Below are 14179 nucleotides of genomic sequence, written 5' to 3'. Positions count from 1 at the left end.
AAAAATTAAATGGTGTTCAGAAAGTTCTCGAGTGGTATTCCGCGATTTTTGTCAGCGTTTCGCTTGTTGGCATCGATGAGGTTGAACACGACGTCCATGGCCACCCTCGTGGCGTCACGCAGTGGGTCGCCCTCGAGCAGATGCCCTATCAAGACAGCCGAGAAGATGTCTCCCGTGCCGGGAAAGTGCACGGGGATCTCCGTGTAAGGCAACGTGAAATATCCATTGTCAAGGTGATTGTATCCCACCACGCTCGGATGCCCATCCACGGGTATGGATGTTATCAGCACAGACTTGCCGCACATGTCGCGCAGGGCGTCGATCAGGCGTTTGGATTCCGTCTCATTCACGCCGTCAGCGCGGTAAGTTGTGCTTGTGAGATAGCACGCCTCGGTATAATTGGGGAATATCAAGTCGGCCACGCCTATCATTTCACGCATGTTGCTTATGGCTTCCTTGGAGACCCCATTGTACAATTTTCCCTCATCGCCCATTATGGGGTCCACGTAGATGATGGTGCCATTGGCGGCCTGCTCGCCGCAAAAAGTGGAGACTATCTTGGCCTGACGCGCGCTCGCTATAAATCCGGTGGCAATGGCATCAAACCTGAACCCCAGTTCTTTCCAAACCGGAAAAACGCCCTCCATGTAATCCGTGGTGTCAAGAATGTTGAATTTTCCGTAGTCCAACGTGTTGGATACCAAAGCCGTGGGAAGATTGTACGTGGGGTGGCCCATATACGAAAGGATAGGCAACATAGCCGCCGTGGCCACTTTGCCATATCCGGCTATATCGTTTATCAGAAGTACCTGTTTCTTGCTCATTACCTTATGAAATCAGCCGCAAAGTTAGCAAAAAGAACAAAGGCGGGGAAGTAAAAAGACAAAAAAACTTGGATATTTCATAAATAAGCGAAAAAGATACCGGAATAGTTTGTAAAATCGTCGAATAATCGTAATTTTATTGTCAGTTTAAACCTTTATTGATACAACATGACAAACACCGAGAGTTTTTATTGTTTGATAATGGCAGGAGGCAAAGGGCGGCGTCTATGGCCCTTCAGCAGGGAGGAGTACCCCAAGCAGTTCATAGACTTCTTTGGAAGTGGGCGCACGCTTCTGCAACAAACCTATGATCGCATGTCCAAGGTTGTGGCACCCGAGCACATTTTTGTCAACACAAACGTTAATTATGTAGACTTGGTAATGCGGCAACTTCCCAACCTTCCGCGCGCGCGTATCATGGCCGAGCCTATCCATCGCAACACCGCCCCAAGCATTGCTTGGGCCGCCCATCGCTTCATGCGCCTCGATCCCCGCGCCGCGTTTGTCGCCGTACCGTCAGACCAGCTCATCATGGACGAGGAGGCGTTCAAGCGGAACATGCTCGAGGGGCTGCGCTTTGTGAGTAATCACGACATGCTACTCACCATGGGCATCAAACCCACCCGTCCAGAGCCTGGATACGGTTACATCCAGATAGCCAACCGCTTGGAAGGCAATGTGTACATGGTCAAGACTTTCACCGAGAAACCTAACCGCGAGTTCGCGCGAACATTCATGGAGAGTGGAGAGTTTTATTGGAACACCGGCTTGTTTCTTTCCAACGTGAGAAGCCTGCGCGAGCGTTTCGCGCGCATGTTTCCAGCTGTGCTTAAACATCTTGACGATACTAACTACTATGCCACCCCGGAGCAAGAAGAAGCCTATATACAAGAACATTTCCCGTCATACCCCAACCTGTCAATAGAGACAGGGTTGCTTGAGGGGGCCGATGGCGTGTGCGTGATGAAGTGCGGTTTCGGCTGGGCCGACATAGGCACGTGGCACGGCATATACGAGGCCATGCCCAAAGACAGTGAAGGAAACGTGGTGATACACTCGGACACGCTGATGGAAAATTGTCGTGACAATGTCATCAAGCTGCCCAAAGGCACGCTTGGCGTTATCAATGGCCTTGAAGGTTTTATCGTGGCCGAGAAAGACAATGTGCTGCTAATCTGTCCCAAGGAAGACTCGTCAGACCTCATCCGAAAATATGTCAATGAGGCAAGGCTCAAAAATGGCGACAAATTTGTGTGATGGAAATTTCAAATTCACCATTCAAAATTCATAACATAGGTATGTCACAATATATACAATTGATGTATTTTGAATGGTGAAATTAGAAATTATCTATTTCATTTTATTTTTTGAAACGCCTCGTATATACGCTCAGCCGTTTCCTTCATTTCTTCATCTGATAGCTTGACGTGTTTCTTAAAGTCCACGTCTCCCTCCGTGTTGATGGGCATGAGGTGTATATGAGCATGGTCAACCTCAAGCCCTAACACCACTTGCGCCACTTTTCTGCAGGGAAACGCGGCGCGAATGGCCTGCGCCACTCGCTTGGCAAACACCTCGAAAGCGGCCAAGTCATCATCGCTCATGTCGAAGATATAATCCACCTCCTTACGCGGCACGACGAGCGTATGCGCTCTCACCACCGGGTCGATGTCGAGAAAAGCATAGAAATTCTCGTTCTCAGCGCATTTATAACTCGGTATATCACCCGCGGCAATTTTAGAGAAAATAGTAGCCATAACGATTCGGTTATTCCAACGCAATGTTGTCAATACGCAGTTTAAGCATGCCGCGAGGCACCTCTATCTCAACCACATCGCCCACCTTCTTGTTGAGCAAGCCTTGCGCGATGGGCGTATGTATGGATATTTTGTTCTCTTTCAGATTTGCCTCGCTCTCGCTCACGATGGTGTAGGTCATTTTTTTCTTGGTGACCATATTGGTCATTTCCACCTTCGACATGATCTGCACCTCGTCGGTAGAAAGCCTGCTCATATCCACGATCTTGGCTTGGCCAATGGTCTTCTTCAGCTCGTTAATTCTATTTTCGAGATGCACTTGCGCTTCTTTTGCGGTATCGTACTCAGAGTTTTCGCTCAAGTCTCCCTTGTCGGCAGCCTCAGCTATAGCCGCGGAGGCTTTTGGACGCTCTATCGCCTCCAATTGATGGAGTTGCGCCACGAGCTTGTCATAGCCTTCTTGTGACATGTATGCCATAGTTGTTCTTGTTTAATTGTTTAAGTTTTATTATACATAAACTTCAGAAAACAAAACTCCGACATCTCTTCAAATGTCGGAATCTTGTTTTCTAAAGCTTGATTATCAAATTGTATTTGCAAAGTTAGGGATTATAATTGACATATCCAATATTTTTAAATATTTTTTGAGCGTCGGCTTGATACAAATCAATAAAAAGGTGAAAAATAACAAGTTGCGCATCATTGGAATGGCAGGGGCAAATAAATGTTCGTATCTTTGCACCACGTTTTTCATAGTATTAGATTTAAGGTTAGTAACGTTTGGGACTCGGCGGAGCCCCATTTTTTTTGCCCAAACGCTCACGGAGTCCTGTCACTTATTGCGCGCGTAAAAATGATAGCGCCAAGAACGCATGGTGTTCACATTCCTCAAGAATGGTTGTCAAAACCATACCCACGCGCATATTTTACCACCAAATCATTTGACAAAAGCTCGCATGGATTTTGCGCACAGCAAAAAACAAAAACTTTTGCTCAAAATACGCAAAAAACCGCACGTTTTTTTTCAACGTGTTATATTCCAGCCATTTACGCCCATCCTCATTGAAAACACGCCGTCGAATGGTATAGGCCGCTCCACGTTTAGACACTAACGGCCCAGCGAAAGCATTCGAATCGGCGAGCGTATAATATCAAATGGCCGGGCCATTAAGGCCCAAACGCGACCCCATCAGTGCCTAATTGGGCGACCAGCGCGACAACAACCCGCAAAATTTAACCAAGACCGCAACCCTCGCGCGTCAAGATCGCCGTGGAACGAAGAGTGCCAAGGCTTCATTTTTTATGACTTTATTTTTACGTGTCCGCATTTTGACGAATGGCGCGTGCCAACGCCTTGGGCCATCAGGCCGTCCCATCCATCATCTGCCACATGTCCAAAACATTGGCCAATCAGCAAAGGCTTAAAAAAATCCAAGCACATACAGCCGGCGGCCACGCTACCGGCCACGCTCAAGCCCACCGCCAAAAGCGTCGCGCGCGAAACGCGACACGACTCGCTCGAACCGCTGGGCTCAGCCCGTTTCATAAGACCAAGAATCCCCGTGATGACAAGACGCGACCAACACAACGCACACATGCGGCCGCGGCTGCCATTCGCGGCGCATGCCCAAACTTCAAAACGCCCAAGCAAGCGTTTCGCGGGCTTACCTCGCAACTTTGCGCTTGGCGCCGCCATTTGGCAAAAGAGGCAAAAATATGAAAGCCTTGCGGCTATTTATAAATTAGTTTTTGTAAATTTGCATCATACATACCAAATATCCCTAAAGATGGAAGAAAAAAAATATAAACGCACCACTGTCACCGCCGCCCTGCCCTACGCCAATGGCGGCGTGCACATCGGCCACTTGGCCGGCGTATATGTTCCCGCGGACATTTACGCGCGCTATCTCAGGCTGAAAAAGCAAGAGGTGGCATTCATCGGTGGCAGCGACGAGCACGGCGTGCCCATCACGATACGCGCCAAGAAAGAAGGATGCATGCCACAAGACGTGTGCGACAGGTACCACAAGATGATAAAGGACTCGTTCGCGGAGTTTGGCATCTCGTTTGACATATACAGTCGCACCACGTCAGACATTCATCACAAGTTTGCCTCCGAGTTCTTCAAGAAATTGTACGATGACGGCAAACTGGTGGAAAAAGAGAGCGAGCAACTCTATGACGATGAGGCGCACCAGTTTTTAGCCGACCGTTACATCATGGGCACCTGCCCCCACTGTGGCAACACGGGAGCGTACGGCGACCAATGCGAGAAATGCGGCACCGCCCTCAGTCCCGAAGAACTGATAAACCCCCACTCCACCATCTCCGGCTCCAAACCCATCAAGAAAACCACCAAAAACTGGTATCTGCCCCTGAACAACTATCAGGAATGGCTCAAACAGTGGATTCTTGAGGGGCATAAAGAATGGCGCCCCAATGTTTATGGACAGTGCAAGAGCTGGTTAGACTTGGACCTTCAACCGCGCGCCATGACACGCGACTTGGACTGGGGCATACCCGTGCCAGTGAAGGGAGCCGAAGGCAAGGTGCTATACGTGTGGTTTGACGCGCCGATAGGCTATATATCCAACACCAAAGAGATGTGCGACAACCATCCCGAGAAATGGGGAGCGTGGCAGAAATGGTGGCAAGACCCTGAGACGCGCTTGGTGCACTTCATCGGCAAGGACAACATCGTGTTCCACTGCCTCATTTTCCCCACCATGCTCAAGGCTCACGGCGACTACATCCTGCCAGACAACGTGCCAGCCAATGAGTTCCTGAACTTGGAGAATGACAAGATTTCGACCAGCAAGAACTGGGCCGTATGGCTGCATGAATATCTTAAGGATTTCCCCGGCAAACAAGACGTGCTGCGCTATGTGCTTACGGCCAACGCCCCCGAGACCAAAGACAACAACTTCACGTGGAAAGATTTTCAAGAGCGCAACAACTCTGAGCTGGTGGCCATCTATGGCAATTTCGTAAACCGCGCGCTCCAACTGACCAAGAAATATTGGGACGGCATAGTACCCGCGCGCGGCGAACTGCAAGAGGTGGACAAGCAAGCCATAGACGAATTTAAAGACGTGAAAGAAAAGTTGGAAAACTGTCTCGATGTCTTCAAGTTTCGCGAGGCACAAAAAGAAGCCATGAACCTGGCTCGCATCGGCAACAAATATATCACCGAATGCGAACCTTGGAAGGTTTGGAAGACTGACCGCCAACGCGTGGAAACCATTCTTTACATCTCGTTGCAACTCGTTGCCAACCTCTCCATAGCCTTTGAGCCGTTCCTGCCATTCTCCAGCAAGAAACTGCGCGACATGATCGGGTTGGAGCGTTTTGACTGGACAGAGTTGGGCAGCATCGAACTGCTGAAGGCAGGAGACCGCATCAACGAGCCCCAGCTGCTCTTTGAGAAGATCGAGGACGACGCCATCCAGGCACAGTTAGACAAGTTAGCCGCCACCAAAGCCAGCAACGAGGCCGCCAAAGCCAGCGCCGAATACAAGGCCAAGCCTGTCAAGCCCAATGTAGAGTTTGACCAATGGGAACAATTGGACATCAGGGTGGGACACATCAAAGCCTGCGAAAAGGTGAAGAAGAGCAACAAACTGCTCAAATTCACAATCGATGACGGCAGCGGACAAGACCGCACCATACTCTCGGGCATAGCCAAGTTTTACCAGCCCGAGCAGCTCAAGGGCAAAGACGTGCTGTTCATAGCCAATCTCGCGCCACGCAAGATGATGGGCATGGAGAGTCAAGGCATGATACTCTCAGCCGTGGACCATGACGACACGTTGGCCGTGACAACCATAGAGCGCGGCGTGAAACCCGGCTCGCAAGTGCAATAAGCCATAACAAGGGGATACCCTCGCGAACGGGAGTATCTCCTTGCTTTTTCTCAATTACAAACAAGAGCGCTAAATTACAGACTACATTGGACAAATCAGATTAATCATGAAAAAACTGTTTTTAACCATACTGACGCTTGTGTCGGCCACCATCGTCATGGCTCAGAACGACGCTATCAAGTTTACTTCTGAAATCGTCACCACCCCATGCGGCAAGGCCGCCATCATCTTTAAAGGTTCCATTGCGCCCGGCTGGCACGTGTACTCCACCGATCTGAAGGAGGGAGGACCGGTGTCGGCATCTTTTAAAGCCACCAAGTTGGACGGTGTGGAATTAGTGGGCAAACTTAAGGCCGTGGGCCATGAGATTGACAAATTTGACAACATGTTTGAGATGCAAGTACGCTATTTTGAAAATGAGGTTAAATTTGTACAGGTGATACGCTTTACCAAGCCTACCTATAGCATTGAGGCCAACCTCAATTATGGCAGCTGCAATGACAAGACATGCCTGCCACCGGCACAAGTGATTTTCAAGCAGCGGGGCAACGCACCCAAGATAACTGGCAAAACATGCCACAAGGAAGGGCGCGATGACAAACAGCGTTGCAAGCAAAAAGAAGACAGCAAATGTGGCAAGTGCAAAAACAAATAAGTCACGCCTATGAAACTTCGGCCCAAACACAAAAGTTGAGAGCCGTTGCCCAACGGCATGCATGGCGACGGCTTGGCTCGACATGACGCCATAAAGATGGGCCTAAGTTAAAAAACAATAACTAAGCGCACAAGAAGTAACCAGCAACGCTATTCGGACGTATTGGAAATAAAAACCTATATATAGTATCTTCTCGCAAAAAAGTTTTAAAGAAAAGAAGAAATGAAAAAACTAATAACACTAACGTTAACACTGCTTGTGGCTCTCATAGCCAATGGGCAAATGCTAAATCCAGTAAAATTCAGCTCGCGGCTCAAGACCAACAACACGGCAGAGGCCGAGATTGTGTTCTCAGGCAAAATTGACAAAGGCTGGCATGTCTACTCTACCGGATTGGGCAGCGGAGGCCCCACATCGGCCACGTTCAACAAAGTGAAATTGGATGGCGTGGAGCTTGTGGGCAGGCTGAAGCCCGTGGGGCGCGAGATTTCTAACTATGACAAGCTTTTCGAAATGACGCTGCGCTATTTTGAAAACAGCGTTCAGTTTGTCCAAAAGATAAGGTTCACCAAACCCACCTATACCATCGACGCTTATCTGGGATATGGCGCATGCAACGATAACAACTGTCTGCCACCATCAGAGGTAAGCATTAAGAAATCGGGCAAAAGTCCGGCAGTGGCCAACGCAAAAACAGATGCCAAGTCGGCCAATGGCATGAGCGAAGAAAACAAGATGGACGCAGCAGCCAACACGCAAGTGAGCGCCACCGCCGCGAATATGGACTCAACGGCCTCGCTCCAAGCAGACTCATTGGCCGAGCCCAACGCCAATGCCACCGCACAGCTTTCCGGCACGGAAGCCCAAGCCCTGTGGCTACCAGTGGTGAAACAATTGCAGCAGTTTGACGGTAACAACAATATTGCCAACCACTCCTTGTTATATATATTCCTTATGGGTATCGTGGGCGGATTGCTCGCCCTGGTCATGCCCTGCATATGGCCTATTATCCCAATGACGGTAAGCTTCTTTTTGAAACGTTCCAAGGATGACCGACAAAAGGGCGTGCGTGACGCCATCACCTATGGCATTTCCATTATCGTTATATATCTCGCTTTGGGTATCGGGGTGACGGCAATATTTGGCCCGAGCACGCTCAACTCCCTCTCTACCAACGCAGTGTTTAATATCTTCTTGTTCTTACTGTTAGTGATTTTTGCGGTGAGCTTCTTTGGATGGTTCGAGATAAAACTACCAGACAGCTGGGCTAACAGCGTGGATAACAAGGCATCGCAGACCACTGGCCTGCTCTCTATATTCCTGATGGCGTTCACGCTGGTATTGGTGAGCTTCTCGTGCACGGCGCCAATCATCGGCCTACTGTTAGTACAGACTGTAACCTCGGGCAACTGGATAGGGCCGGCCATCGGCATGTTAGGCTTCGCCTTGGCCTTAGCCGTACCGTTCACACTATTTGCCCTATTCCCCACATTGATGAAAAAGAGCCCCAAAAGTGGCTCATGGATGACACAAATCAAGGTGGTTCTGGGCTTCGTCGAATTAGCTTTTGCCCTGAAATTCTTTAGCGTGGCCGATTTGGCTTATGGTTGGCACCTGCTTGACCGTGAGGTTTTCCTCTCGCTGTGGATTGTCATCTTTATGGGCTTGGGCTGTTATCTTGTGGGCTGGCTCAAGTTTCCGGAAGACGAGGTGGGTGGCGACATCACCAAGCCCATGCCGGTGCCCGCCATCATGCTCGGACTGTGCTCGCTGGCTTTTGCCATCTACATGGTGCCTGGACTTTGGGGCGCGCCATGCAAGGCGGTCTCCGCATTCGCCCCTCCAATGAATACGCAAGACTTTAATCTCAACACTAAGACTGTGGAGGCCACTTACAAGGACTACGAGGCTGGCATGGCCGCGGCCAAAGCTCAAGGCAAGCCCGCACTGATAGACTTCACCGGGTTTGGTTGCGTGAACTGTCGCAAGATGGAAGCGGCCGTGTGGACCGATCCTATCGTGGCCTCAAAGCTGGAAAAAGACTATGTGCTCATATCGCTATACGTGGATGACAAGACACCATTGCCCAAGCCTATGGAGGTACAACTGAATGGGCAACCGCGCACCCTGCGCACCGTGGGCGACAAGTGGAGCTACTTGCAAAGCCATAAGTTTGGCGCCAACGCGCAACCATTCTACGTGACTCTTGACAACAATGGCCAGCCCCTGACAGGCTCATACGGCTACAAGGAGGACGTTCCGGCCTACCTCGATTTCTTAAACAAGGGTTTGGACGCCTACAAGCGGCACTGACACGACAGTCGGATGAACACATTTAATCGAACAAAGGAGGGACAGGCACGCCCGCCTGCCCCTCATTGCCCCTCCGGGATATTTACCTAATGACACAAGAAACCTATTTTGAACACTATGTTAGAAAAGCGAACGAGACAACAAATCATTGACCTTATCAACAAGGAAGTGGTGCCAGCCGTTGGCTGCACCGAGCCAATGGCTGTGGCATTGTGCACGGCACGCGCCACCGAACTATTGGGGCGCAGGCCTGAAAAGATAACCGCGCTGCTCAGCGCGAACATGTTGAAAAACGCGATGGGAGTGGGTATACCCGGCACAGGCATGATAGGGCTGCCCATAGCCATAGCCCTCGGAGCTATCATAGGCAAGAGCGAGTACAAATTGGAGGTAATCAAGGATCTCGACGACAATTCGCTAAACGAGGCAAAGAGCTACATACAAGACCCCAACCACATTACCATCAAGCTCAAGGAGAATATTACCGAGAAACTCTACATCGAGGTGACATGCGAGGATGGCGACGACAAGGCATCTGCCATCATTGCCAACGCACACACCAATTTTGTTTATGAACAACGCAACGGAGAGACGCTCCTCGAAAAACGAGCGACCGCCACTGACAGCGAGCGGCCGGGCGACATACAGCTCAACATGCATATGGTGTGGGACTTTGCCACCACCACGCCGGTGGGGGAACTGGCCTTTATCATCAAAACACGAGACTACAACATACGCGCAGCGGAGGAAAGCCGCAAGGGCAATTACGGACACAATCTCGGGAAGACCATGGGACGCCCCCTAAGCTGCGGAATATTTGGCAAGACGATTTATTCGCGCATCATATCGGAAACCGCCTTGGCATGCGACGCGCGCATGGGCGGCGCAATGATACCGGTGATGTCAAACTCGGGGTCGGGCAATCAGGGTATTTGCGCGACCAACCCCGTGGCTGTCTACGCCAAGGAAAACGATAACACGGAGGAGGAATTGATACGGGCGCTCACGCTCTCACACCTGACAGCCATCTATATCAAACAAAGCCTTGGAAAACTTAGCGCGCTATGCGGATGCGTGGTGGCCAGCATCGGGTCAAGCTGCGGTATCGTGTATCTCATGGGAGGCGACTACACACACGTGTGCCATGCCGTGAAAAACATGATAGCGAACCTCACGGGCATGATTTGCGACGGAGCCAAACCAAGCTGCTCCATCAAGATATGCTCAGGTGTCTCGTCGGCCCTGCTATCGGCTTTGCTAAGCATGGAGGGCGAGCATGTCACCTCCGCGGAGGGCATCATAGACGATGACGTGGACAAAAGCATTCGCAACCTCACCAACATTGGCAAGGAAGCCATGTGCCCAACAGATGACATGGTGCTGAAAATCATGACACACAAAGGGTGTTAGCGATTCACAAGGCACAATCTCTCGCCCTGTTTTCAATCACCTCATAGATGTCGTCGATGGTACCATCGAAAGGCCCGCTGCGCTCCAACTTGAGCGTACACATAGCCGCCGCGAACTTGCCGGACTCCTCATACCCCATGCCTTGAAGTCGGCAATACAAGTAACCCGTGGAATAGGTATCGCCACAACCTGTGGCATCGACAAGTTCCTTGGGCTTGTAGGCCGGTATGTCATAAAACTTTCCTTCAGCGTAAATGATTGAGCCAAAACGGTCTAAAGTGACAATAACCTCCTTGACACCATACCCCGCAAGACTCTTGGCTACCGCGTGGGGGTCCCTGGAATGGGTGACGACCTCCATCTCGCGCTCGTTGAGCTTGAGAACATCGGTGCAAGAAAGAATTTTTTCCTTGTCTTTCCATTCCGCGGCACGCACCTCTTGCCCGACCACCTCGCGCAAATAGCCTTGGGCGTCGATGGACACACGCCCCTTGGTGGCAAGATGTTGCACCACGTCAGGAGAAAAATCATCGCTCAAAAGACTGCCTAAATGAAACACCTTGGCTTGCAAAGGACGCATCTCCTCGATAGTGAACGGATCCGCTTTGGCCAAGACACGCTGGGTGCGATGGTTGCCATCCGCATGATACTTGTTCTCAAAATATACACTTTGCGCGGAGGGATAGCACACCACGTCAGAACAGATTTGTCGCAAATTATTAACTTGAAGCATCTCTTCTCGCCCCACTTTGGTGACCAACTGAAAATCTACCTTGCGCGGCAGACGACTAATGCCATGCGCCATGTAGAAAGACGTGCCACCGGCCATATAGGTAGTGTGTCGCGGTGTTATCACCTTGTCTCGAGTGATATGCCCGATGCTACAAATATCTGTCATATTATTGTGATTGTTAGATTACAAAGTTAACAAAAATATTGGACAACATTCGTGTTGGCTGTACTTTTTATAGGAACCGCAGGCTCGCGACACGCTCGCTTAAAGCCAAGGCTTATACTTTGACAGCGCAACAGGACGGATTTGGTGGCAACAAAAATGAAATAACAGTTGGGAGCGTAAGAAAACGCGCTAAAAAAATGATGATTAGCGATAAAAAGTATAAATTTGCAAAATCGAAACCTGCATAATCTCAAACACGGGATAAAAGCGCGGCACAGTCATGCGCTTATCCCCAAACCTGATGACGACAAACCTTGGCAAACGACAAAGCAATGACAAGTCCCACACAACACCCACGTCGCTTACTCAAATCGGAAATATTGACAATTGTCCCGAAGAGGCTGACACCAAGATGCAAGCGCAAGGATTGGAACCCGACCACGCTCGTTATGGAATGCCGGCGTACGCTTTGAAAACAATAAATGGCAATATTATAAATTTAACGGAGAAACAAGATGCCACCCATTTACCCATATACCATGATGGTACCCATGAATATTTCAAACTATTGGGATTGAAGGAAATGCTCTAATAAATAACACAACAACAAATAACATGATTCGCACTAAACAAAACGGAGCGCAAACCTCCACACATGGAGAAGGGCGCCAACAACAGACCGAATGCAATGTCTGTCAAAAATCTAAAAAAAGAATGTCACAAGGCATTGTATGCCTGCTTGTTGTCGTAGGACTGTTCGGAAGCATTGCGAGCGTTATGGGAGTGGCCAACATGCTCAACACCATTATGCGCACAGCTCACGACTTATTGCTCAACACGTGCTTTTATCTAATGGCTATTTGCGTGCTAACAGGAGCCCTGGGCAAGCTTTTTGTTGAGTTTGGAGTGGTGGATTTGATAGAACGAGGGTTAAGGCCACTGATGAAACCCGTGTTCAGATTACCGGGAGTAGCGTCTCTCGGAGCTGTACTTACATTCCTGTCAGACAATCCTGCCATCATCACGTTGGCCCAAGACAAGCACTTCGGAAGCTATTTCAAAAAGTTTCAGTATATTTCCCTAACCAATTTCGGCACCGCTTTTGGCATGGGACTCATCGTGATCGTTTTCATGCTGGGAAATGGTTATTTCGCAGAGCCAGCCATAGGGTTAATAGGAGCATGCCTTGGATGCGTGGTGTCTACGAGACTAATGCAACACTTTGTGCTCAAAGCCTACCCACAATACCGCACGGAAGAGGCCTTGGACGGAGAGAAATTCCGTCAACAACCCACCCGAGAGCTACATCGTGAAGAGAAGTCTGTGTTTCTGCGCATGCTCAATTCACTGTTAGATGGTGGCAAATCTGGCGTTGAGGTTGGCGTTTCTATCATTCCCGGCGTACTCATTATATCCACCTTGGTAATGATACTCACCTTCGGACCAAACGCACAAGGCGCATTCACGGGGAAAGCTTACGAGGGAATTGCCATCTTGCCTGCCATAGCCAACAAATTAGACTGGTTACTCAATCCGCTTTTTGGTTTTTCGGACCCACACCAAATAGCCTTCCCAATCACGGCACTGGGAGCTGTAGGAGCAGCCTTGAGCCTTGTGCCAAATTTTATATCCCAAGGGTGGATGGACGGCAACGCCATCGCCGTATTTACAGGTATCGGAATGTGTTGGAGCGGATTTCTTAGCACCCATACTGCCATGCTCGATACAATTGGCTATCGAGAGCTTACTTCTAAAGCCATACTTTCGCATACTATCGGAGGCATTGCGGCTGCGCTTGTGGCTCATTGGGGATACATGCTATACACCGCGTTATTGACATAGCATTGATTTTTGCGAAAAAAATAGTATAAAATCAAGAAAACAAAGAAAGTAAATATGAAGAAGGACTGTCTGTTTAGCCTACTCTTCCATTCTTTTCAAAAGCCATTGCATTTCGGAATAGAATCTTTCGCAAAATATTTTGCGAAAAAAATTTGTGCTTTTCGACTTTAAATCGTACCTTTGCACTCGCATTTCTGTAACGAAATGCACATGCGCCCAGATGGCGGAATCGGTAGACGCGCTGGTCTCAAACACCAGTGGAGCAATCCATCCCGGTTCGATCCCGGGTCTGGGTACTACAAATCCCTTGTAAATCTTTGATTTACAAGGGATTTTTCTTTTTCGACACGTACTAAAAGTGTGCTTTCTAACAAATAATGAGAAAGGTGGCTTACCTAATATAGGGAAAAGACAAAAATTATCTATAATTCGTCTTCTGCGCCCTTATAATATTTATTGCTAAAATACTCAAGGCTTACACCAATAAGTATATTTTTAGAGATTGACTCGTATCTATAACAAGCAGCAATAGCATATATATCCTTACTAAAAATTGCGGTCAGACCATAAACTGTTGTACGTAGAGTCAACCAGCAAGTGCAAAATTATAAAACGTA

General features: G+C 49.2%; 11 protein-coding genes and 1 tRNA gene. 8 read left to right on the top strand and 4 right to left on the bottom strand.

Annotated features, from left to right (window positions below; all coding sequences use genetic code 11):
* Positions 1–5: 5 nt before the first annotated feature.
* Entirely contained in the window at positions 6–824 is an 819-nt protein-coding gene (locus HMPREF1640_RS01830) for a pyridoxamine kinase (protein WP_036891902.1), read from the bottom strand.
* Positions 825–992: 168 nt separating this feature from the next.
* Here HMPREF1640_RS01830 and HMPREF1640_RS01825 point away from each other — a divergent pair, with 168 nt between their 5' ends.
* On the top strand, positions 993–2081 hold the full coding sequence (locus HMPREF1640_RS01825) for a mannose-1-phosphate guanylyltransferase (protein ID WP_036891900.1): 1089 nt from the start codon (positions 993–995) through the stop codon (positions 2079–2081).
* Between the two features lie 98 nt (positions 2082–2179).
* Here HMPREF1640_RS01825 and HMPREF1640_RS01820 read toward each other — a convergent pair whose 3' ends face one another.
* The gene (locus HMPREF1640_RS01820; RefSeq protein WP_036891897.1) at positions 2180–2581 is read right to left on the bottom strand and encodes an HIT family protein; all 402 of its coding nucleotides are present in this window, start codon (positions 2579–2581) and stop codon (positions 2180–2182) included.
* A 10-nt stretch (positions 2582–2591) separates the two neighbouring features.
* The gene (greA, locus tag HMPREF1640_RS01815; RefSeq protein ID WP_036891895.1) at positions 2592–3059 is read right to left on the bottom strand and encodes a transcription elongation factor GreA; all 468 of its coding nucleotides are present in this window, start codon (positions 3057–3059) and stop codon (positions 2592–2594) included.
* A 1255-nt stretch (positions 3060–4314) separates the two neighbouring features.
* On the opposite strand from greA, the gene metG reads away from it, so the two are divergent.
* The 4 genes from metG (at position 4315) to HMPREF1640_RS01780 (ending at position 10822) form a co-directional block, all read left to right on the top strand.
* A complete protein-coding gene (gene metG, locus HMPREF1640_RS01795; RefSeq protein WP_369699816.1) occupies positions 4315–6444 on the top strand; it encodes a methionine--tRNA ligase in 2130 nt (709 codons plus the stop codon).
* 106 nt (positions 6445–6550) lie between these two features.
* Complete coding sequence (locus HMPREF1640_RS01790) at positions 6551–7099, top strand: protein-disulfide reductase DsbD domain-containing protein (protein WP_052051662.1); 549 nt, start codon at positions 6551–6553, stop codon at positions 7097–7099.
* 222 nt (positions 7100–7321) lie between these two features.
* A complete protein-coding gene (locus tag HMPREF1640_RS01785; RefSeq protein ID WP_036891882.1) occupies positions 7322–9412 on the top strand; it encodes a thioredoxin family protein in 2091 nt (696 codons plus the stop codon).
* A 117-nt stretch (positions 9413–9529) separates the two neighbouring features.
* Complete coding sequence (locus tag HMPREF1640_RS01780) at positions 9530–10822, top strand: serine dehydratase subunit alpha family protein (RefSeq protein ID WP_036891880.1); 1293 nt, start codon at positions 9530–9532, stop codon at positions 10820–10822.
* 4 nt (positions 10823–10826) lie between these two features.
* Here the strand turns inward: HMPREF1640_RS01780 and HMPREF1640_RS01775 are convergent, their stop codons facing one another.
* Positions 10827–11720 carry a PfkB family carbohydrate kinase gene (locus HMPREF1640_RS01775; protein ID WP_036891879.1) on the bottom strand — a complete coding sequence of 298 codons (894 nt, stop codon included), beginning with the start codon at positions 11718–11720 and terminating at the stop codon, positions 10827–10829.
* Between the two features lie 280 nt (positions 11721–12000).
* Here HMPREF1640_RS01775 and HMPREF1640_RS01765 point away from each other — a divergent pair, with 280 nt between their 5' ends.
* The 3 genes from HMPREF1640_RS01765 (at position 12001) to HMPREF1640_RS01755 (ending at position 13858) form a co-directional block, all read left to right on the top strand.
* The gene (locus HMPREF1640_RS01765) at positions 12001–12312 is read left to right on the top strand and encodes a hypothetical protein (RefSeq protein WP_156098679.1); all 312 of its coding nucleotides are present in this window, start codon (positions 12001–12003) and stop codon (positions 12310–12312) included.
* Between the two features lie 122 nt (positions 12313–12434).
* The gene (locus HMPREF1640_RS01760; protein ID WP_156098677.1) at positions 12435–13562 is read left to right on the top strand and encodes a nucleoside recognition domain-containing protein; all 1128 of its coding nucleotides are present in this window, start codon (positions 12435–12437) and stop codon (positions 13560–13562) included.
* Positions 13563–13776: 214 nt separating this feature from the next.
* Positions 13777–13858, top strand: a tRNA-Leu gene (locus tag HMPREF1640_RS01755).
* Positions 13859–14179 lie beyond the last annotated feature (321 nt).

Source organism: Prevotella sp. S7-1-8 (assembly GCF_000758925.1).
Classification (GTDB): Bacteria; Bacteroidota; Bacteroidia; order Bacteroidales; family Bacteroidaceae; genus Prevotella.
This window is presented reverse-complemented; position numbering and strand designations above follow the sequence as displayed.

Excerpts from the sequence above, each read along its gene's own strand:
- HMPREF1640_RS01830 (WP_036891902.1), bottom strand. The coding sequence starts at position 824 with ATGAGCAAGAAACAGGTACTTCTGATAAACGATATAGCCGGATATGGC.
- HMPREF1640_RS01825 (WP_036891900.1), top strand. The coding sequence starts at position 993 with ATGACAAACACCGAGAGTTTTTATTGTTTGATAATGGCAGGAGGCAAA.
- HMPREF1640_RS01820 (WP_036891897.1), bottom strand. The coding sequence starts at position 2,581 with ATGGCTACTATTTTCTCTAAAATTGCCGCGGGTGATATACCGAGTTAT.
- greA (WP_036891895.1), bottom strand. The coding sequence starts at position 3,059 with ATGGCATACATGTCACAAGAAGGCTATGACAAGCTCGTGGCGCAACTC.
- HMPREF1640_RS01790 (WP_052051662.1), top strand. The coding sequence starts at position 6,551 with ATGAAAAAACTGTTTTTAACCATACTGACGCTTGTGTCGGCCACCATC.
- HMPREF1640_RS01785 (WP_036891882.1), top strand. The coding sequence starts at position 7,322 with ATGAAAAAACTAATAACACTAACGTTAACACTGCTTGTGGCTCTCATA.
- HMPREF1640_RS01780 (WP_036891880.1), top strand. The coding sequence starts at position 9,530 with ATGTTAGAAAAGCGAACGAGACAACAAATCATTGACCTTATCAACAAG.
- HMPREF1640_RS01775 (WP_036891879.1), bottom strand. The coding sequence starts at position 11,720 with ATGACAGATATTTGTAGCATCGGGCATATCACTCGAGACAAGGTGATA.
- HMPREF1640_RS01765 (WP_156098679.1), top strand. The coding sequence starts at position 12,001 with ATGCGCTTATCCCCAAACCTGATGACGACAAACCTTGGCAAACGACAA.
- HMPREF1640_RS01760 (WP_156098677.1), top strand. The coding sequence starts at position 12,435 with ATGTCACAAGGCATTGTATGCCTGCTTGTTGTCGTAGGACTGTTCGGA.